This is a genomic window from Terriglobia bacterium, from assembly GCA_020073085.1.
Lineage (GTDB): Bacteria > Acidobacteriota > Terriglobia > JAIQFV01 > JAIQFV01 > JAIQFV01.
This window is the reverse complement of the sequence record JAIQFV010000011.1, coordinates 62,565-83,749: the sequence shown is the minus strand read 5'-3', so window position 1 is coordinate 83,749 and position 21,185 is coordinate 62,565. Positions and strand designations below refer to the sequence as shown.

The 21,185-nt window shown below is 57.7% G+C and carries 18 protein-coding genes; 13 read left to right on the top strand and 5 right to left on the bottom strand.

Annotation, left to right across the window (positions count from 1 at the left end; all coding sequences use genetic code 11):
* Positions 1-25: 25 nt before the first annotated feature.
* Positions 26-5,125: a hypothetical protein gene (locus tag LAO21_13175; protein MBZ5553669.1), complete on the top strand. Its 5,100-nt coding sequence runs from the start codon at positions 26-28 to the stop codon at positions 5,123-5,125.
* A gap of 211 nt (positions 5,126-5,336) precedes the next feature.
* Positions 5,337-7,613, top strand: a complete 2,277-nt coding sequence (locus LAO21_13170; protein ID MBZ5553668.1) for an NADP-dependent malic enzyme — start codon at positions 5,337-5,339, stop codon at positions 7,611-7,613.
* A gap of 161 nt (positions 7,614-7,774) precedes the next feature.
* Here LAO21_13170 and LAO21_13165 read toward each other — a convergent pair whose 3' ends face one another.
* From LAO21_13165 to LAO21_13155, 3 genes are all read right to left on the bottom strand, one after another.
* A complete protein-coding gene (locus tag LAO21_13165; protein MBZ5553667.1) occupies positions 7,775-8,179 on the bottom strand; it encodes a type II toxin-antitoxin system VapC family toxin in 405 nt (134 codons plus the stop codon).
* A 1-nt stretch (position 8,180) separates the two neighbouring features.
* Entirely contained in the window at positions 8,181-8,405 is a 225-nt protein-coding gene (locus tag LAO21_13160; GenBank protein ID MBZ5553666.1) for an AbrB/MazE/SpoVT family DNA-binding domain-containing protein, read from the bottom strand.
* Between the two features lie 1,181 nt (positions 8,406-9,586).
* Positions 9,587-9,799, bottom strand: coding sequence for a hypothetical protein (locus LAO21_13155; protein ID MBZ5553665.1), 213 nt, complete (start codon positions 9,797-9,799; stop codon positions 9,587-9,589).
* A gap of 203 nt (positions 9,800-10,002) precedes the next feature.
* Here LAO21_13155 and LAO21_13150 point away from each other — a divergent pair, with 203 nt between their 5' ends.
* Positions 10,003-10,311 carry a hypothetical protein gene (locus LAO21_13150; protein ID MBZ5553664.1) on the top strand — a complete coding sequence of 103 codons (309 nt, stop codon included), beginning with the start codon at positions 10,003-10,005 and terminating at the stop codon, positions 10,309-10,311.
* Between the two features lie 147 nt (positions 10,312-10,458).
* Here the strand turns inward: LAO21_13150 and LAO21_13145 are convergent, their stop codons facing one another.
* Complete coding sequence (locus tag LAO21_13145; protein ID MBZ5553663.1) at positions 10,459-11,412, bottom strand: carbohydrate kinase family protein; 954 nt, start codon at positions 11,410-11,412, stop codon at positions 10,459-10,461.
* 51 nt (positions 11,413-11,463) lie between these two features.
* Entirely contained in the window at positions 11,464-11,661 is a 198-nt protein-coding gene (locus LAO21_13140) for a hypothetical protein (protein MBZ5553662.1), read from the bottom strand.
* Between the two features lie 33 nt (positions 11,662-11,694).
* On the opposite strand from LAO21_13140, the gene LAO21_13135 reads away from it, so the two are divergent.
* From LAO21_13135 to LAO21_13090, 10 genes are all read left to right on the top strand, one after another.
* Entirely contained in the window at positions 11,695-12,864 is a 1,170-nt protein-coding gene (locus LAO21_13135; protein ID MBZ5553661.1) for a 4Fe-4S dicluster domain-containing protein, read from the top strand.
* Positions 12,864-13,328 (top strand): cyclic nucleotide-binding domain-containing protein, encoded by a 465-nt coding sequence (locus tag LAO21_13130; protein MBZ5553660.1) that lies wholly within the window; start codon positions 12,864-12,866, stop codon positions 13,326-13,328. The genes LAO21_13135 and LAO21_13130 overlap by 1 nt, the downstream gene beginning before the upstream one ends.
* A 13-nt stretch (positions 13,329-13,341) precedes the next feature.
* Entirely contained in the window at positions 13,342-14,181 is an 840-nt protein-coding gene (locus LAO21_13125) for an FAD/NAD(P)-binding protein (GenBank protein MBZ5553659.1), read from the top strand.
* 1 nt (position 14,182) lies between these two features.
* On the top strand, positions 14,183-14,962 hold the full coding sequence (locus LAO21_13120; GenBank protein ID MBZ5553658.1) for an oxidoreductase: 780 nt from the start codon (positions 14,183-14,185) through the stop codon (positions 14,960-14,962).
* Positions 14,963-15,098: 136 nt separating this feature from the next.
* Positions 15,099-16,412: a Ni/Fe hydrogenase subunit alpha gene (locus LAO21_13115; protein ID MBZ5553657.1), complete on the top strand. Its 1,314-nt coding sequence runs from the start codon at positions 15,099-15,101 to the stop codon at positions 16,410-16,412.
* 450 nt (positions 16,413-16,862) lie between these two features.
* Positions 16,863-17,372 carry a hydrogenase iron-sulfur subunit gene (locus tag LAO21_13110; GenBank protein MBZ5553656.1) on the top strand — a complete coding sequence of 170 codons (510 nt, stop codon included), beginning with the start codon at positions 16,863-16,865 and terminating at the stop codon, positions 17,370-17,372.
* The gene (locus LAO21_13105; GenBank protein ID MBZ5553655.1) at positions 17,362-18,354 is read left to right on the top strand and encodes an oxidoreductase; all 993 of its coding nucleotides are present in this window, start codon (positions 17,362-17,364) and stop codon (positions 18,352-18,354) included. The genes LAO21_13110 and LAO21_13105 overlap by 11 nt, the downstream gene beginning before the upstream one ends.
* Positions 18,355-18,356: 2 nt before the next feature.
* Positions 18,357-19,883, top strand: coding sequence for a Ni/Fe hydrogenase subunit alpha (locus LAO21_13100; protein MBZ5553654.1), 1,527 nt, complete (start codon positions 18,357-18,359; stop codon positions 19,881-19,883).
* Entirely contained in the window at positions 19,880-20,386 is a 507-nt protein-coding gene (locus LAO21_13095; protein MBZ5553653.1) for a hydrogenase maturation protease, read from the top strand. Before LAO21_13100 ends, LAO21_13095 begins: the two co-directional genes overlap by 4 nt.
* Before the next feature lie 6 nt (positions 20,387-20,392).
* Complete coding sequence (locus LAO21_13090; GenBank protein MBZ5553652.1) at positions 20,393-21,175, top strand: electron transfer flavoprotein subunit beta/FixA family protein; 783 nt, start codon at positions 20,393-20,395, stop codon at positions 21,173-21,175.
* Positions 21,176-21,185 lie beyond the last annotated feature (10 nt).

The following is a 21,185-nucleotide window of genomic DNA, read 5'->3' as shown; positions in this document are numbered from 1 at the left end:
CCTGCTTCTCCCTTTGGGGCGCTTTATGGACACAGTCAAAGGCCCCGCCCAGGAACTTTCTCAATCCACCGCGACCGCCCACAAGTCACCGCCGCGCAATGAGGGTGAATTGATCTGTGCTCTCATTGATTCGCTCGCTTCCCAGTTTGAGTTCGCTATGGATCGGGTAGAGCAGGTGGAAACCGACTGCCGGCAACTCCGGCAGGCGCTGGGCGCTTGTCCCCTCATATCCGGAAATCAGTATCTTGAACGGCTCCTCCCCCTGTTACGCAAGAAGACCGGTGCAATGCCCTCTGCTGTGTTTTCTCTCCTTGAAGAATCAACGGCCAGCTGTGCCGACTCCTGGCCTCTGCTCGAGGGGATGCTTCTGGCTCGGGACAGAATTCTCGTTCTTCGGGCCCTGAACCTTGCGGCGCAACACGCCCGGACCGGACTGCTTGCAGTCGATCGGCGGATGATGAAATTCCTGGCAGAGCAGATCGAATGCGATGATTCTCCCCTGGCGGATTCCCAAGCGCTCCGACAGATCGCAACCATGCTGCGGGATTGTCTCCCTCCGGCGCCTGAAGGTCTCGATCCGGTGTTGGCTTTGTATGAGACCGAGGAGAACCCCGGTGTTCGCCTTCTGGCCGCTCGGCTGTTAGACCTGGAGGGCCGTCCGGCCAGCCCGCAGCTGGCCCAACGACTTCTCGGTCCGGAACCTTATGCTTTCCTCGGCTCCTATCTGGACTACACCCGAGCCAGTCACCAGGATCTCCTCCACCTAGTGTTGCCACGTGGCGCCCCGCTTAAAGTGTTGGCATCCCTTCGCCGGGCAGAACAAATTTGCGGCGAGCCGTTGCTTCGAAAAATAATCGCGGAATTGGGATGGCCTCATCTCAATCTCGGAATCGAAGTGACGCAGTGTATCGGGATAACCGTTGGCGGCAGTTTCCCTCTGGTGGTCTCTCCTTTGGAAGCGCCCCTCTTCGAGACGAGCGAAGAGGCTCGCCGGATGTTCGAGCGTTTCCTGATCGTCGCCCACGGCGGGTTGCCGGCGGAAGACCGCAAGTCCAGCGGAGATGATCTTGTAGCGCGTTTCCGATCCTATAACCTCCTCCACGCTGAGGCGCTTGTCGACATCCTCGATGTTGCGCCTCTTACGCGAGAGAAGATCCGCCGCGTAGTTGGCCGGATGGATCAGATCGTGGAGGATTTCATCGTGTTGTTCAGATCGTACACATCGGAGATCACGATCCTTCCCGGAATCTACCAGGAGCTCAAGGACCGAGTTGTGTCAGAATTGGAGAAAGAAACCTCTAAGCTCCAGATTTCGGCCGAGCTCACCCGTCTGGTGCAGATGTTTCAGGATCCACGGTCCCTGGGTGCAGTCAAGACGCTCCACGGCTTGAAGCGATACCTGCATCAGAGGGGGCTGCAACTGGGGATCCGATTAGTTGAGACCGGAGGTGCGACGAACCGAACGGTGGATTTGGCGGTCACTTCCCGCCGGCGCGTCCTGCGAACGATGATAAAAATCCGCTACGTGGACTTTGAGTCAGAAACCGGCGGAACAGTTGAAGCCAGCCGCATTCCGTATGCGGTGGGGTTGCTCGCCCATGCCTACGCCCGGCAACTTCTCCACGGCCAGAACAAGTTTCCAGGCGCCCGAATCTTTTGTTATGCCAACGAGGTTCACTACTACCTGTCCTTTGCCAATCACCCGGCCTTCTTGCGCATCGACTACTCTCCTCCCTTGCAGGGGGGAATGATTGACCTCGAGTACTACGGGGTGAGCAAGTACGAATTGTCCGCCCATCCCAATCCCAACCTGGATGCAATTCGCGTCTTCTTTCGAAACCTGGAATTTGACTTCCAAGTCGAGAATACCCGCATTCACGCTCGCTACGATAAGGAGCGTGCCCTGGACTTGGGAACTCTGTGCGAAAAAGCCGAAGCCCTGCTCGCTTTGACCCCGTACTTGATGGAATTGGACTGGGTAATTGGCAACCTGAACCTCAGCGTTGAGGCGCGCCAGAAGGTGGCCGAGGCCTGGGCCGCGAAGTTTGCATCATGGGGGGTGCTCCCCTTGACCCAACTCCTCACCGCGGACCGGCTGGGTATCCTGATGGCTGAAGAAACCGGCCCTACCGGAGAGCACGAGAGCTCATGGTCCGGGCTAGGCCCTTACCGCGACCGGTTCACCGTCCCAGCTCCAACGGAGTTCTTCGCCCGGCTCCGCACACGCCTGGACGAACTCAACCTTGACCTCATTCGCTTCGATGCCGAAGTAAGACACCGGTCCTTTGACCAGGTGGACATCGAACAGGGCCTCCTTCGCCCCGTGCGTGAGGCATTGACCCGGGGAGAAATCGTCGCGACGCCCGAAGGTCTACGGCGTCGCCCACCTGAACTCTTCCGCAAGGAACACGAGGCAGAGAAATTTGCTGAACTCCTCGACTCGGGAAACGAGCTCATCCACAACTCCTCGGTTCTTGCAGCCATGGTGGCCCCGCTCGAACGGTCCCTGCGCCTGGAAACTACAGGATCGATCAATGGCTATGAGGTCCAGCGGGGGCGACTTGCGCTTCGAGGGGACGACTTGACCCTCTATTTTCTCCGCGATGGAATTGGGAGCGCACACCTGGCCCTGTTCGTCCACGGCGAGGCGTTATTCAGCTCCCGGGAGTCGCCTCGAGATCCCTGGCGCTCCAATGCCAGCACCAGCGCCGCGGAGCTGGCAACCCTGCTCCGTCGCAACAACTATGTGACGCCCGGTACAGTGGATTCATTTGCGTTCCCCCGCCCCGGCCCCGAGAAGATCCGTGAGTCCTTTCAGAAGGGGAACGGAACAAGGCGGCCGCCACCACAACCCGGAGAACAGATTGCCATCGGGCTTAAGGCGTCACCCGGACGCACTGTTGGAACCACGCTTTTTGGGACTGCTGCCCGCTCCCCGAAGGATTTCATTGGCGCCGTGATGGTTGCGCCCTTTGTGCGGCCGGAGGACAGCACCTTCCTCTATCATTCGGCGGGGATCGTCTCCACAGGCGGCGGAGTCCTGAGCCATGCCGGCCTGATCGCTACCCAGTTCCACAAACCGGCCCTCATCATTTCCGGACATTGGCAACTCGAGGCCAACGGAACCACAACTTTGGTTTTCCCGGTCCTGGAATACCGTGAGGAAATCCGGGAGACGCAGGGGTGGCAGGTGGCGGTGCGACGCGACATGAAGGAGCGCGAGCATTGCCTCCGCGAGGGGGATCTTGTCGTTCTGGATGCGGATGAAGGAACCCTGCGGGTGCTGGGGCAGAGCCGTGAAGCCCTGGCCCTCCACGAGGGATTTCACTTGTTTGCCGAGGCCAGCCATCGTCTGAACCACACCACCCACCCGAAGGAAATTCTGATTCTGCGCGGGTGGCGACTGCGTGCGATCCATCAGATCGAGAAGCTGCTCGTCCGGCTCAGCGACCCGGTTCTCGCACAGCACGCCGTCCACGAATTGCTCCTTGGCAGGACGTTTGGAGGCGATCCATCGGGCCACGGCGCAAAGACACAGCTTCTGTCATTGCTCCTCAACAATCGCGACCTGGGGCAGATTGTCCGTGAACATCTCCTTCATCTCGCACAGGAACTCGAGCGCCGCCATCGGATCTTGTGGGAACGGGCGAAGCGGCGTATCCCCACCTCAACCTCCACTTACGAGTTGCTGGCGATGCGACTCGAATTGCTCCACCTGCGCGAATCCCTTGAAGATGTGGCCGGATCAATGCAGACGTGCCGACTGGAGACACTCGAGTGGAGCCCTTACGAAGTCCCGAAAATTGATGAGGCCGTGGGTCGACGCCTCGAGGAGCGGCGCTGGGAGTTTGCCAATGCCATTCGGCACCGCCGTCAGATCCCAGCCGAAGATCCTCGAATACGACACCTCCTCCGACAGCTCGAGCGGATCGACATGGTCCTCGGTCCCCCATCAAAGGAGGAGCAGGTAGCGCGCGGCAGCGACCGGATATGGATTGAACAACAGGATGCGAAGGTCCTGCGTCGATTCGAACACCGCCACATTCTTGAATCCGAAGAGGGCGGCTTGGGCTTATTTCCTTTGATTGGGTGGAAGGCTGCCAATCTAGCGGAGGCCCAGCGGTTGGGCGGCCACGGCCTCGTTCCCCCCTGGTTTGTGATTACCCATCATGCGTTTGAAGAGATGCTCGAACTTCCATTGGCCAGTCCCCTGACAGGGCTCGACGGTGTCCCGGCAGGGGCGTCGACTCTTCGCGAGGCGATTCACGCGATCGTCGCCCGCACGGACATGGAGCCCGGACAGAAGTCCGCTTGCATTCGCGGCCTCTGGAAGAGAGTGGCAATTCCACAGAAAATGGCGGAGGAGGTTGCCGGCGCTTATCAAAAACTTGATAGAGAAACCGCCGGCGACGCGGGCTCGGAACAAGAGTCGTCCCCTCCCTTTGTGGCCATCCGCTCTTCCGCCCGTGAGGAGGATGCCGAGATTGCAGCGCGGGCAGGGGAATTTGAGACTTTTCTTTTTGTCCGCGGGGAGAACTCACTGCTTGAACATCTCAAACAAGCCTGGAGCGGGCTGTGGACCGAGCGCGCGATCCATAACCGTGCCGTGCTGGGCACAGGGGCCGAACAAATAGGGGGAGGCGTGATCGTCCAGTGCATGGTCAGGTCGCGGGTATCAGGGGTCCTGCAGACGATCAACGTTGCGGAAGGAGAGCTCCGTGAAATCGTGGTCAATGCAGGGCTCGGCCTGGGTGAAGGAGTGGTTTCGGGTGTGGTCGCTGCGGACCAAATTGTGATTGATAAAGAAAGTGACCTAGAGAAAGGGCCACTGAGGTTCCGCTATATCACTGCGGACAAGCGGGAACAGGTGGTTTTCAGCAAACGAGCCGGCCAGGGCACAACGCGCACCGAAAGCCTCTACCACCAGAGGCTCCGGCCCGCGTTAGAGTATGTGGAACTCTCAGAATTGGTTCGCACCGCTGCTGTGCTGGAATCTGCCTACGGGTATCCCCTGGACATCGAGTTCGGGATTGAAGGGACCCGCCTGTGGATTCTCCAGGTCCGCCCCGTCGCCACCTTCCTGTCCGCCCTGCAGGAGACGGTGGAACACTACCCGCTGGTCTGAACGAAGAGTAGTGATAAGAACATCTAATTAGGAAACCAGGAAGCCAAAGAAGGCTAGAAACGAATTCTAAGATTCCAGGTCAAAGATCACGGGCGTTGACTCTTTGAATGATTGGCTCTGGGTCTTTAGTTTTGAGTCAAGGGTCATCGGTTTTAGCCCTGATTTCTCCTGTCTTCCTGGTTTCCTAATAAAGCTCTCAGGAGGCTTCGTCATGATTCGGCGAGAGGATTCCCTTGAATATCACGCATCCGGGCGGCCAGGCAAAATCGAGGTGCGAGCCACCACGCCCTGTTTAACGCCGCGCGAAATGCGGCTCGCTTACCTGCCCGGCGCTTCCTTTCCGTCCCAGGAGATCGCTCTGGAACCATCGGAGGTGTTCCGCTACACCTCACGCGGAAACCTGGTGGGTGTGATCACCAACGGGACGGCGGTACCCGGCTTGGGCGACATCGGACCCTCAGCCGCCAAGCCGATGCAGGAAGGCATGGCTGTCCTGTTCAAGCGCCTTGCGGACATCGATGTATTCGACCTGGAATTGAACACCACCGAACCAGACCGACTGGTCGAGACCGTCAAGCTGCTGGAGCCGACCTTTGGCGGAATTAATCTCAAGGACATCCGTGCACCCGAAGGCCTTTACATTTACGATCGATTGATCGAAAGCCTCAGTATCCCTGTGTTCCACGAAAACCTTTATAGCAATGCGGTTGTTGCCGCTGCCGCCCTGCTTAATGGCCTGGACCTGGTTGAAAAACGAATCGATCAGATCCGCGTAGTTATCTGCGGGGCCCGCACCGTCGGGACCGGATGCGCACGGCTATTCCTTTGCCTTGGCGTCCGCCCTGAAAATCTTCTGATGTACGACTCCGCAGGACTGCTTCATCCTGACCGCAAGGATCTGCATGAGTACCAGCGCGTCTTCGCACGGGATCATCAGGCCCGGGATTTAGCCAGCGGAGTGCGTGGCGCCGACGTCCTGCTCGGCGCCTCCACAGCGAGAGTATTCACCCAGGAGATGATCCGTTCCATGAACCGGTTCCCTCTCGTGTTCTGTCTCGCGACGCCGGAACCTGAGATCAGCTACGAAGCGGCGCGGGGGAGTCGGCAGGATGTGATTGTCGCCACGAGTCTCGACCAGTCTCCAAATGCGCTGGTCGACCTCTTGAGTTTTCCTTACATCTTTCGCGGGGCCTTGGATGTTCAGGCAACACGGATTACGGAAGGGATGATGCTGGCGGCGGCACGTGCTCTGGCCGAGCTTGCCCGGGAAGACGTTGTCGAGGAGGTGGAGCGCGCTTACGGCGGTGAACTCTTCAGCTTTGGCCCGGAGTACCTGCTGCCCAAACCCATCGACCCTCGCATCCTGGTACGCGAATCCGCGGCGGTGGCTCAAAAGGCGATCGAGGAAGGGGTCGCGCGCCGTCCGGTTTCGACCGAAAGCTATCAGGAAAGCCTCACCGTGCGGCTGGGCACCGGCCGTGAAATCATGCGGGGGATGATCCTGACAGCGCGCCAGGAGAATTTCCGGGTCGTTTTCTCCGAGGGGACCAACGAAGCGATCCTGCGGGCCTGCAATATCCTGGTGGATGAAGGAATCGCCCGACCCATTCTAGTGGGCCGGGAGAGTGAAGTGCGGGAGGCCATCGAACGGCTTCGCTTCGACCTCGGCGGCGTGCCGGTGGTGGATCCGGCCCGCAGCCCGCGGGTCGAGGCCTATGCCGACGCGTACTTTCAAATGAGGCGCCGACGCGGAGTGATGCGCGGCGCGGCAGCCCAGCGCCTGCGCCAGCAGGATTACTTTGCCGCCATGATGGTTCACAGCGGGGATGCCGACATGATGATCGCCGGTGTCTCCCACCACTACGTGGAATCGCTCCGGATCATCCTGGAGCTGATTGGCCCTGCGATTGGCGTCGGCCGGGTCTCGAGTCACTACCTCGTGCTGCGTCCGCAGGGAGCGGTCTTGCTGGCCGATTGCGCGGTCAACATTGATCCCAACGCCCAGGAGCTGGCCGAGATCGCCCTGCTCGCCGCCCGCATGGCCCATTCCCTCGGCATCGAGCCGCGGGTAGCCATGCTCTCGTTCTCCAACTTCGGAAGTGTCGACCATCCGCTCGCTCGCAAGGTCCGTGAGGCCACCGCCATTGCCAAGCAGCACGCCCCCGACCTGGTCATCGACGGTGAAATGCAGCTCGCCGCAGCCCTCAACAGCTCTATTCGATTGCAGCACTTCCCTTTTTCGGACCTTGAGAAGGACGCGAACGTTCTCATCTTTCCCGGTCTGCACTCGGGAAATCTGGCGGTGCAGTTGCTCGAAAACGTTGGAGGCGCCGTTCCCATCGGACCCATCCTCATGGGCACGCGCTTGCCCGTTCACCTGCTTCAGTATGGAGCGACCGCGGAAGAGGTGGTCAACCTCACGACCATCGGCATTGTCGAGGCGGCCGCATTACGGGGGGGCGGGACAGCGAGTAAGTCAGTCGGTTAGAAGAAATGGTTCACCAGAATCAGGATTCTACCATCGGCAACTTCGATCCTGAGATCCCGTCGCCAAGTCTGCGGACTTAGCATATTGACGATTCTCAGCGCGCCGACGCGAGTTCTTTCCCGGGGGAGGAATGTCAACCCCTGCTTCCTGACAATCTCATGTCACCGCACCCATTGGATCCTGACATCCCCAGCAATTGATTCAAATTCCTTGTCCCCTGTCACCAGATCGCATCGATGCAGCTTTGCCAGGGCGGCGGCATAGCAATCGGCGTAGGCCATGGCATGCTTGGCCTTGAATTTCGCGGCAAGCAGGGTGAGTTCGCGGCCGGCATCGACGATCTCAATCGCCATTTTGCCGATGTCGTCCATGAACCGGTCCGCCACCTGCTCTCCCTGGCGACGCGCGATGTTGTACCAGACCTCACCCCAGTTCACGACGCACAGGAGCAGCGGTTTCCCGCTTTCCTCCGCCTTCAGGAGCAGGTCCTCCACTTTTTCAGCGCCGGCCTCATCTTCGAAAAAGGCCACCAGCGCTCGACTGTCCAGCACCTTGGTGGCCGCCATGTCATCGCTCCTTTTCGCGGGCCCGGTCCTCTGCCAGGGCCTTCAATACCCCTTTGCCTTTCAGAGAACCTCGGAGCTTGTCATAAAAGGTTCTTGTGATCGGCTTCAGGATGATCTCATCCTCCCCTTCAGTCACATGAATTCTGGTTCCCGCCTTGATGTTGAATTTCTTTCTGAGCCTTGCCGGAATGACCACCTGGCCCTTGATGGTGGCATAGGTTTCCATAAACCCTCCTTGGGATACAATGACAATACATGATATCAATTCTTATTAAGTATATTAAAACATTAATGTAATAAGTATGAACTGAAGTAACACATTATGGTAGTGAATGGGGGATGTAACTATTGGCGCCTAACGCCAAAACCATTCGATCATTCGCAACTAATCTCGATCAGGAGGCCCCTGCAAGCGGCAATTTCCAGCCCAGGATTTGGCCGCCAAAGCATCGCATCTGGCTAAAGGCCTAAATATGGAGCGTCGCATCTCGCATTTTACTTTTCTAAGAGAGGAGTCTTCTGGAGCGCCATTAACCCGAATTCCGAAGTTGAAGGCTATGATTAATGTCGAAGGAAGTTTCGATTCCCATTAGTGGATGCTTTTCGAGCAAGGCCTTTGTCCCTTTAGGCCCGGAGGGCCGCCAGATAGTACCCCCGCCTGTCGAAGATCCGCCGTGGCGAGAAGCTCCATCCCGCGTTCTTTGCGGGGCGGAGCGAGGGTGGGGTAACGGTCTCCCCAATGACATCCGAGGCCCGCTGGCGGGGCGAAAGAATCTGCCGAATGGATCTTCGGACATCCCTACAATAATTCCCTGGCATGTTCCTCTCCGCAATGCTTTGTCTCCGTCCCCCGTTACCCTTCTCGTTTCACGAATTAGGAGAGCCCAACCGCACCGGTTGAATTCACGAAGCCACACCAGGACACTGGAAGTTTTCCTGGCAGCGGGAGCGCCCTCGGAAGATCTCTTTTACGCAAGAGGGGGCGAACTCTTTCCGAGTGCGTGGCATCGAAGAGGATGTTCTGCATACTTGGATCTGGCACCTCGTTTCGCCCCGCCAGCGGGGCTCTCGCATCCTCTCCCTTTGCTACCCCGCCCTCGCCCCGCAAAAAGAAAAAGCGCGGGACTCAGACGGGGCTACAATCTGAGCGCCCTCCGGGCCTAAAGCGACAGCCCCGCCTCGCTCGAAAAGCATGAATCGACAGAACAGAGTCAGATCTCTCCCGCTTTCTTCGGTCCCTCCAAAGACCGAACACTGCCATTCTTTCTTCATTCCATCCCAATCGATTTGAATCGAAGAACCTAACGCTTAGTTGACGCCCTTAACTTCGGAACTCAGGAGTATGGTTCAAAATGGAGGAGGAAAATTAGCGGGTTGAGATGGGTGGATTGCGAATTGGCCGTTCAATCACGTCCGTTGGTCATCTCGATGAAGGTGGATTTCTTTGATCTCAGTTCCACTCAATCCCTCCGGCAATTCCAATTCTTCAGCATTGAGAACCAAGACATTGGTGCGCACCCGATTGTCCTTCAGTCGGATGTCCACTTTTTGATAGCCCAACCCCGTCTCCGGTTGACGGGAAAGATACTGAACCCATTTCTTATCAAGTTTTATCGTCATCGGTCAATCTCTCCGAATCACACCAGGCCCGGTCACTGTCTGACGAGTAGTTCCGTCCGGGAATAGCACCTCAATCCCACCCCCCCCGGCTGACCAAAATCTGGTTGGACGATCCCCCTTTGGATCCGAGTGTCTTCAATCGGTTTGACATCGAAATAACCCACAGATTGACACCACTAAATCATACGAGTAGCATGAAGCCCATGGATGAGAAGAGAGCGGCCAGTTTTGTGGTTCCATGCCCCTGTTGCGGGGCCCGGCTTGATGTCGATCCGCAACTCGGCAAGGTCATCGGTCACGTGACGCCCCCCAAAAAGGCTGCAACCGTCGACCTGGACCGGGCGGCAGAGTTGCTGAAAGCGGAGGAGGCACGCCGCGACGCCCTCTTCAACCAGAGCGCCGAAGAGATGAAAACCCACGCTCAACTGCTCGAACGCAAGTTTGCAGCGGCCCTTGAGAAAACCAAGGATGAACCCAACGTAAAACCTATTCGCGACATCGATCTCGATTGATTTCGCTTCCTAAAGGACTGGGGCTCACCGCAGAGTCGCCGATTTCGCGGGAAAACCTTTTCGAAGACTCAATACCGGGTGCCGCAGGCATCGCGTTCTTCTTGATGCCTGCGCCTGCCTGCAGAGCTCACGAAAGGAAAAGAAGATTCATTGGTGTTGATTGGCGATGATGAGTTCCTCTACCTCCTGCCGGTTGGACATCGATCGAGCCCCAACCTGGGTGCAGCACAGGGCGGCACACGCATTGGCAAAGGCGGCGACGCGATCGAGCGGCCAGTCTTGAAGCAGTGCATAAGAAAGCCCCCCCATGAAGGCGTCCCCGGCACCCGTGGTGTCGACGACCTTAACTTCAAATGAGGAACGATGCACCCTGGATCCCTTCGTGGCCAGCAGGCAACCGTCACCGCCCATGGTAATCGCCACCATCTCCGGACCCAGTGCAAGCAGACTTTCGGCCATTCGTTCATAGTCGTTCTGCCGGGTAAGTTCCCGGGCCGCCGTCTTGCAGGGTTTTAAAACGTCGGTCAACCGCAACGCCTCTTCGAGTTCGCCTTCTGATCCCAAGCCTGACTCGACAAAGTAAGTCGGATCCACATCGAGGTCAAACAGGACTTTGACCCCCGAGGATTTCGCTATACGGATGGCCTCCAGCACGGGGGCCAAAGGGAGTTGTGAAGCCTCAGTATGAAGATGTTTGGCCTGGCGGATGTAGGGGCCAAACCGGGTGCGGATTTGTTCGGGGGTCACTTTGGCCGTGACATTGGGAAACATGTAGATACACCGCTCGCCGCGGGTATCCACCGGGATCCAGGTCATCGAGGAGAGTTCTCCCTGAACAATTTCGACCGCGCTTGTGTCCATGTGGTCGGAGGCAAAGGCGTCCATGATGACCCGGCCATTGGCGTCGTCGCCGATCAACCCGAACCACCCGGCGCGCGCACCTAGGCGAGCGACCTGGGTCAGATTGTTCGCCGTAACACCACCGGCGTGGACCTCCAACCGATCGACATTGATTTTTTCCTCCGCCCCAATCAACCGTGGAACCAAGGCAAAAAAATCAACCGTACAGCTTCCCAATCCCACCACGTCCACCGGGTTCATGTGTCCTCCCAGGAATGTGATCCGCTCCGATCAGACTTAAGTCGGACGATATTATAACTCCGATAGTCGGGCCACCACTTCCATACCAACTTGACGAGCCACAATCAAATGAAAGAAGGTCTGCATTCTCCCGGCATTCTCGCCATTTTCGATCTTGATTTCCCCGGCGGCCGCCCAAATTAAACGATACGAAGGATTTATTTCGAGGAATTGTTCAATCAAGAAAAACACTTGTGAAAGTTTTCTCAAGTTAATATAATTCCCCCATGGAGGCTTTGTGATATGAGCGTACCTCCGCATCAAACTCACGATCGAGTCCGGATCCAGGGCCAGCAGCTTCAGACGCTGATTGAGGCCTTGCGCCTCCACGGCTACCAGGTGATGGGGCCCAAGGTGGCTGAAGGCGCCATCATTTATGACGAACTGACTTCTGCTGCCGAACTTCCGGTGGGATGGACCGATGAACAGAAGGGCGGCTCCTATCGGCTGGTGAAGCGCAACGACGGAGCCGCCTTTGGTTATGCCCTCGGACCGCACTCGTGGAAGAAATTTCTTCATCCGGCGGTCCTCCGCATGTGGAAGGCAAATCGTGAAGGAAACGGGTTTGAGATCCCTCCAGAGACCCAGGAAGTCCCCAAACTCGCTTTCCTGGGGGTACGGGCGTGTGAACTCCAGGCGATCGCCATCCAGGACAAGGTATTAACCCAGGGGGCCTTTCGAGATCCCACTTATTCTTCCCGCCGCGAAAACGTCTTCATCGTTGCCGTGAATTGCACACAGCCCGGCGGGACCTGCTTCTGCGAGTCCATGGGCACGGGCCCTGAAGTCACTTTTGGGTTTGACCTGGCCTTGACCGAGATCAGTGTCGATGGTCGGCATGATTTCCTTGTGGAAGCGGGAACGGCCCGGGGTACCGAACTCCTCCGGGAGGTTCCCCATGAGGAGGCATCAGCAAAAGAGATAAAGACAGCTTCAGATATCGTTTCCCAGGCCGCACAGCACATGGGACGCCAGCTGAATACCCACGAGATCAAGGAATTGCTATATCGCAATCTTGAGCACCCTCGATGGGATGAGGTGGCGGAACGGTGCTTGAACTGTGCGAACTGCACCATGGTGTGTCCCACGTGTTTCTGCACCACCGTAGAAGACGTCACCGACCTGGCCGGCACCGAGGCCGAACGCTGGCGGAAGTGGGATTCCTGTTTCACGACTGATTTTTCATACATCCATGGGGGAAGTGTCCGGGCTTCCCGCAAGTCCCGTTATCGGCAATGGCTCACCCACAAACTGGCCACCTGGATCGATCAATTTGGCAGTTCGGGATGCGTGGGTTGTGGGCGATGTATCACCTGGTGTCCCGTGGCCATCGATCTGACAGAAGAAGTTCTCGCCATCCGGCAGGCTGGATCCACTGACAGTGCAGCCCTCTCATCGAAGGAGGAGCAATAATGTTAGACACACTTCAACCGATCCTGGCAGAGCATCCGTTTCTAAGCGATCTTTCCCCGCGACATCTGGACCTGGTGGTCGGATGCGCCTCGAACGTTCGTTTCGAAGCCGGCAGATACCTCTTTCGCGAGGAAGAGGAAGCCAATCAGTTCTACATCATTCGTGAAGGCAAGGTGGCGGTGGAAATCCGGACCCCCAACCGGGGATCGCTCACCGTTCAAACCGTGAGCGCCGGCGAGATTCTGGGATGGTCCTGGCTGCTTCCCCCCTACCAATGGCATTTCGACGCGCGCGCCGTGGAGCCGACACGCGCCATCGCTCTGGATGGCAAGTGCCTGCGCGTCAAATGTGAAAGTGACCATGATTTGGGATACGAACTGTTGAAGCGTTTTGCCCACATCATGGAACAGCGGTTGGAGGCCACGAGACTGCAACTCCTGGACATTTATGGCAACCCTTCTTGAAAGGCACGAATTAATGAGCCTCAGCACTTCTGACCCGATGGTGCCCTCTCCCTTTCGCGTCCAGAGGGTCCGGCAGGAAACGCACGACACCTTTACCCTGGAGCTCGAGCCCGCCCGGGGCGGAGATGGATTCTCGTTCCAGGCCGGACAATTCAACATGCTCTATGTGTTCGGCGTCGGCGAGGTCCCCATTTCCATCAGTGGCGATCCCACCAAGACAAAGATGCTGGTGCACACGACGCGCGCGGTAGGGACGGTGACCAAAGCCATGCGACGCCTCAAACGAGGCGATATCCTCGGGGTGCGGGGACCGTTCGGCAGCCATTGGCCGGTGGATGTCGCCGCGGGGAGCGATATCGTCATCGTGGCCGGGGGAATAGGCCTGGCCCCGCTGCGTCCCGCCATGTACCAGTTGCTCTCGCAACGCGACCACTACGACAAGGTGGTGCTGCTCTATGGAGCCCGCACGCCGGAAGAGATTCTCTTTCCCCGGGAGCTGGAGCGCTGGCGCGCGCATTTTGACCTGGAGGTCCACGTGACGGTGGACCGGGCGATGGGAGGCTGGCGAGGCAATGTGGGGGTGGTCACGACGTTGATCCAAAAGGCCCCATTCAATGCCCGCAACACGACCGCCATGGTGTGTGGACCCGAAGTCATGATGCGATTTACAGTCATGGAGCTTTTGAAACGCGGGGTCAAGACCGACAACATCCATATTTCCATGGAGCGCAACATGAAATGCGCCATCGGTTTTTGTGGTCACTGTCAGTTCGGTCCGGTCTTTGTTTGTAAAGACGGGCCGGTTTTCGTCTACGGCCGCATCAAGGATTTGTTAACGAAATGGGAGATATGACATGGCCCAAAAGCGCAAGCCGAAACTCGCAGTCTGGAAGTTCGCATCCTGCGATGGGTGTCAATTAAGCCTGCTGGACTGTGAAGACGAATTGCTCGCCGTGGTCGGGGCCATTGAGATCGCCAACTTCCCTGAAGCCTCCCGTGCGGTGATCAATGGGCCGTACGATATCTCCCTGGTTGAAGGGTCCATTACGACCCCTCACGACGCCGAGCGCATCCATAAAGTACGCCGTGCCTCAAAATTCCTGGTCACCATCGGTGCGTGCGCCACAGCCGGGGGAATCCAGGCGCTCCGGAACTTCACTGACGTCCAGCGCTATGTTCCCATCGTCTACGCCTCGCCCCAATATATCAAAACACTCAACAAGTCGACCCCCATTGCAGATCACGTTTTTGTCGATTTCCAACTTCGCGGCTGCCCGATCAACAAACATCAATTGGTCGAGGTCCTCAGTGCTTTCCTGAATGGCCGGAAGCCAAACACCCCGACCTACGGCGTGTGCATGGAGTGCAAGCGGCGAGGCACGGTCTGTATCATGGCCGCGCAGGGAACGATTTGTCTCGGACCGGTCACCCAGGCGGGATGCGGCGCGATTTGCCCTTCTTTCTCCCGCGGCTGTTACGGCTGCTTTGGTCCGAAGGAGACTCCTAACTCGGATGCCTTGAGCCGATGGTGGAGGGACCACGGGGTGAAGGACCGGGAGATTATGCGGACGTACCGGGGATTCAATGCCTATGCGGAGGCGTTTCGCCGGGAGAGCGAGGCCCATGAGAAGTGACACTTGAATGTCAGCTTTCCTGTAGGGGCGTCCGCCGGGGCGGACGCCCCTACGCTGAACCGTCTAGGGGCTTTGACAACTTCAATGACGTCCGTTTTTGCGGACAAGTCCGTCAACAACCAATGAGGCATACTTTATGAAAGTTGCAAAGGCCCGGGGCAAGAAACTTGAAGTGGATTTCCTGGCCCGAGTGGAGGGCGAAGGCGGATTATTCATCAAGCTGCAAGGCGGCGCGGTGGCCGAGGTGCGGTTCAATATTTTCGAGCCGCCCCGCTTCTTCGAGGCCTTTCTTCGAGGACGACACCACACTGAGGTTCCCGACATTGTGGCTCGAATCTGCGGGATCTGCCCGATCGCCTACCAGATGAGCTCCGTGCACGCCATTGAGGCGGCCTTTGACGTCAAGGTGGGCGGTCAACTCCGGGCCTTGCGCCGGCTGTTCTATTGCGGGGAGTGGATTGAAAGCCATGCCCTGCACATCTACATGTTGCATGCGCCGGATTTCCTCGGTTACCAGGATGTCATCCAGATGGCAAAAGACCACGCCGCGGTGGTCGAGCGCGCCTTGAAGCTGAAAAAGATCGGGAATGACCTGGTGATCCTCCTGGGAGGACGCGAGATCCATCCCGTCAGCGTCCGGGTGGGAGGATTTTATAAGGTCCCCACCAAGCGGGAACTGGCACCCCTCGCTGAAAAACTCAAATGGGCCCGGGACGCGGCGCTTGACACGGTACAGTGGACGGCCGACCTTCCGTTCCCCGAGTTTGAACAGGACTACGAGTTCGTCGCTCTGCACCACCCTGAGGAGTATCCATTCAATGAGGGAAGATTGATCTCCAATAAGGGCCTGAACATCTCCATCCGTGAGTACGATCATCACTTTGTCGAAGAACACGTCGAGCACTCCAATGCCCTGCATTCCCAGCTCAAGGTGCGGGGAGCGTACTTTGTGGGGCCCCTGGCAAGGTACAATCTGAACTTTGAACAGCTCTCACCCCTGGCTCAGGATGCTGCCCGGGCCGCGGGGCTTCCCGCGGTGTGCCGCAACCCTTTTCAAAGCATTGTGGTTCGGGCCATCGAGACGCTTTATGCCTGCGACGAGGCCTTGAGGATTATCGACGAGTATGAGGCGCCCGAGCGCCCGTTCGTCGAATACGAACCGCACGCCGCCACGGGATTCGGATGCACCGAGGCCCCGCGCGGAATTCTGTATCATCGCTACGACATCGACGACGCGGGCCTCATCTCGGACGCCAAAATCGTTCCGCCCACCTCCCAAAACCAGAAGACCATTGAGGCGGATTTGCGGCAGTTTGTGACAAAGAATATTCATCTACCTAAGGACAAGCTGACTTGGCAGTGTGAGCAAGTGGTACGCAACTATGACCCGTGCATCTCTTGCGCCACACATTCTCTTAAGCTGACTATCGTGCAGGAGATGCTTAAATAGACTGTGGACAGATCATACGGAATCATATTCTTACTCCCCGGATCTGCGTAACCTGAGTCCTGGCATCTGTGGAGAGAAGATCGCGGATGCCGGGATGCCAAGGGAGAACCGTGTCAGGTTTATTGACAAAGGACATCCGAATCATCCTCGGGGCGTTTTGCTCGAGAATGCGGAGACGACTCGAAGCCGATCTGAGGTCGACCAACCCCTTTCCGAATCCCCTTCCAACTTCTGCAACAAACCTCTCTCTCTGACCGAAAGGCGAAGAGCCTCTCTCAACGCATCCCTGTGTCAAGGCCGTCTCCCCTGCCTTCCGGGCAGCTTCTCCGGCCGGATACCGCAGATCGAGGCCGAAGTCATTCAGCCGGGCACTGGAATGTGTGACCTCCTCCTTGGTCGGGACCGGGAACCTTCACTGTTTTGGAGGTGAACATGTCTCACGAGCCGAACATGAACGAAACGACGGATTCACCGGGCCGGTGGGAGCCGCGCATTGTTGCCTTTTTCTGCAACTGGTGCACGTATACGGCGGCGGATCTTGCCGGTGTTTCGAGATTGAAACATGCCCCCAACGCCAGGATCATTCGCGTGATGTGCTCCGGACGCGTTGACCCCCAGTTCATCCTCGATGCTTTTGCGCGAGGGGCCGACGGCGTTCTGGTGGGCGGGTGCCATCCGGGGGATTGTCATTACCAGGAAGGCAACTACAAAGCCCTGCGCCGATTTCAGCTTTTCAAGCGAATCCTCCGTGAGATGGGAATCGAGGAGGACCGCTTTCGCCTGGAATGGATTTCCGCGTCCGAAGGAGAAAAGGTCAAACTCGTGGTGAATGACATGGTAGAGAGGGTGAGGGCCCTCGGACCTCTTGAGCTCCCCTCCCGATTCCGAGAATGGGACTCGGAACTCAAAATGTCCGCCGAAAAAATGGAAGAAGAGGAGGTGGCCGCCCATGCCGGATAAGCCCAAGATTGCTTTTTATTGGTGTGCGTCTTGCGGTGGCTGCGAAGAGTCAGTCGTTGATCTGGCCGAAGACATTCTCATGGTGCTGGATGCCGTGGACATCGTCTTTTGGCCGGTGGCCCTCGATTTCAAAAAGAAAGATGTCGAGGCCATGCCCGATGGTTCCATCCTGGTGAGCCTGGTCAATGGCGCCCTGCGAACCTCAGAACAGGAGGAAATGGTCCAGTTGATGCGCCGCAAGAGCCGGCTCCTGGTGGCCTACGGCTCGTGCGCACATCTGGGAGGAATTCCCAGTCTGGCCAACCAGTTCGACCGCGAGCAGATCCTGAAGTATGTTTACGAGGAGGCGCCGACGGTTCAAAACCCGCAAGGAACAAGACCCCTACTGGAAGTTAAGGAAGACGGCCGGACAGCCACCCTTCCGGAATTCAGGAAGATGGTCCGCTCGTTGAACCAGGTGGTGGAAGTGGATTACTACCTTCCCGGGTGCCCGCCTACTCCCAAAATCCTGAAAGAGGCCATTTTGACGCTTCTCTCGGGAAAGCTGCCGGCGAAAGGGTCCGTTCTTGCCCCGGACGTTGCACTCTGTGAAGACTGCCCGCGGAAGGATTCCAAGCCGACGGACCTGAAAATCACCGAATTCAAGCGCCCTCTTTGGACTGACATCGATCCCGAAAGGTGCTTGCTCGCACAAGGGATTGTTTGCATGGGGCCGGCGACCCGGGGGGGATGCGAAGCCCTCTGCGTGCAGGGCAACATGCCGTGCACCGGCTGTTTTGGACCGACCTCACGCGTCAAGGACCAGGGCGCCAAGATTCTTTCTTCCCTATGCTCCTCGGTCGATGCCAATACCGAGCCAGAGATCGATCGGATACTTTCGGGGATCCCGGATCCCGTTGGGACTTTCTATCGGTACGGCCTCGCCGCTTCCCTGCTACGCAGAAAGTTAGCAGTCCGCGATGACGCCGTGGAGGTGAAATGACTATGGACGAGCCCATCCAGAAGGTTTGGAACCTAGCACAAACCCAGGCGAACGCCACCTATGCGGAAGACAGACGGCGGATCACGATCGACCCCGTCACTCGTCTGGAAGGCCACGGCAAGATCGACATTTTTTTGGACGACCGCGGCGAGGTTGACCGCGCTTATTTCCAGGTTCCGGAATTGAGAGGATTTGAAGTTTTCTGCAAGGGACGTCCCGCCGAAGACATGCCCCAGATTACCAGCCGCATTTGCGGAGTCTGTCCTACAGCCCACCACATGGCGGCGACCAAGGCACTCGATGATCTGTACAAGGTCGAACCGCCGCCGGCCGCCAGGAAAATCCGCGAACTCATCTACAACACCTTCATGCTCGAAGATCACGCCCTTCATGTGTACATCCTCGGCGGCCCGGATTTCATCGTCGGTCCCGATGCCCCCAAAGAGCTCAGGAATGTGGTCGGGGTGATTCAGAAGGTCGGGGTCGAGGTAGGAAAGAAAGTCATCTCGATGCGTCGTCGCCTCCGCGAGCTGATCACCTACGTGGGCGGAAAAGTGATTCATCCGGTTTTTGGATTGCCGGGCGGAGTCGCGAAAGGCATCGCGGCAGAAGAACTTCCCAAGTTCAAAGAGCTGGCCGGGGACGGATTGGAGTTCGCTCTCTTCACTCTGCAGGTCTTCAAAGACCTCATCCTCAAGAATGAAGGCTATGTCAAGCTGATCACCTCGGACACCTTTACCCACAAGACCTATTACATGGGAATGGTGGATGCGGAGAACCGCGTTAATTTCTATGACGGGAAGATTCGGGTTGTCGATCCCACCGGCAAGGAGTTTGTGAAGTTTCCGCCCGGGGAATATCTGGACCAGATCGCCGAGCATGTGGAACCTTGGAGCTACGTGAAGTTCTCCTATCTCAAGCGCAAAGGATGGAATGGCTTTGTCGATGGTCCGGAGAGCGGCGTCTATTGTGTGGCGCCTCTGGCGCGCTTGAACGCTTCCGAAGGCATGGCAACGCCCCAGGCCCAGAAGGCACGCGAAGAGCTATTTGCCGTGCTGGGAGACAAGCCGGTCCACCACACCCTGGCCAACCACTGGGCGCGGGTTGTGGAGATGGTCTATGCCGCGGAGCGGATGATCGAACTCATCCATGATCCTGATATCACCAGCAGGGATCTTCGGGTCATTCCGAAATCGACGCCGGCGGTGGGGATCGGAGTGGTGGAAGCACCCCGCGGGACCCTCGTGCACCATTACGAGACCGATGAGAACGGCATCATTCGGAACGTCAACCTCATCGTCGCCACTCAAAACAACGCGGCTCGCATGGCGATGAGTGTCGAAAAAAGCGCCAAAGGTTTGATTCATGCGGGACAGGTTTCCGAAGGCTTGCTGAACCAGATAGAAATGGCGTTCCGAGCCTATGATCCGTGTCATGGTTGTGCAACCCATTCCTTTCCCGGTCAAATGCCCTTGATCGCACGAATCCGCGACCGCGATGGCCGCGTTTTGAAGGAGGTAGCAAGATGAGCGCGACACAGTCTTCGAACCTTGTGGTCGCCCTCGGCAATGAACTCCTGGGCGACGATGCCATCGGTCTCCTTGCCGCGCGAGAGCTTCGGAAAGGAGCCTACGGTGATTTGGAGATCGTTGAATCGGCCGGGTCCGGAGTGGACTTGCTGGAGTTCCTGGAGAATCGAGCCCATGTTCTATTTCTGGATGCCGCATTCACCGGCCGTTATGCCCCGGGTACGATCCTGGAGTTTACCGGCCAAGACTTCGAGAAGGCTGTGGCACCGTCTCCTCACTACTCCGGCTTGGCTGATGCGGTCAGGGTCGCCCGATGCCTGGGCATCCCCATTGCTTCAGAGATTCGAGTGCTGGCCCTTGAAGTCGAAAATCCTTACCGCCTGGGAGAGGGACTGACCCTGGCCGCAACCGAGGCCCTCCCCCTCTTTGTTGAGCGGGCGAAACAGGTTCTGGAGAGTTGGACGCAGGAGGAGTACAGCCTGATAAAAAAGAACGGGAGGTAAACATCAATGAACATTATTACCTGTCTGAAGATGGTTCCTGATGTTGTGGAGGAATTGGAAGTAGGGTCAGACGGAAAGTCTCTGGACACCGGATGGCTGCGGCTGAAACTGAGCGAGCCCGATGAGCACGCGTTGGAACAGAGTCTGCTCTTGAAGGAAAGACACGGGGGCAAAGTCACCGCGGTGGCCTTCGAAGCCCCCGAGCTGGAGGAAGCGCTGTTCACGGCCCTGGCTAAAGGGGCTGATCGCGCCATCAAAATCATCGGCGATTTTTCAGGTCTCAGCGGCCCCGTCGCGGCTCAGATTCTTTCCACCTTCCTGCGGAGCGATCCGCAACTGCTGACCTCCGACACCTTGATTTTGACCGGCTCCCAGGCGATTGATGATCTCGAAGGTGAACTCAGCCCGTGCCTGGCTGAAGGACTGGGCTTCCCCTATATCGGAGTGGTCACGGGGATCGAACTCGAGCCTGAGGGAAAGAAAGCTCTCGTCATGAAGGAATTTGCAGGCGGGTTGCGGGGTGAATTCGAAGTGCCTATTCCCGCTGTGCTGGGGATTCAGGCGGCGGAAAAACCTCCCCGCTACGTTCCTGTTGCTAAAGTCCGCTCTGTCATGAAAACCATGAAGATCGAACCTCGAGAAGTCCCCTGCCCCGACTCCCTTGGCCGATTGCCGGTGGAACAGCTCTACAAGCCCGAGGTGGCAGGCATGGCGGAGATGATCGAAGGCTCACCCAATGAAATCGCCGAGAGACTCGTTGAAATTTTGTCCAAGCGAGCGCTCGCTTAGGAGGTAATCA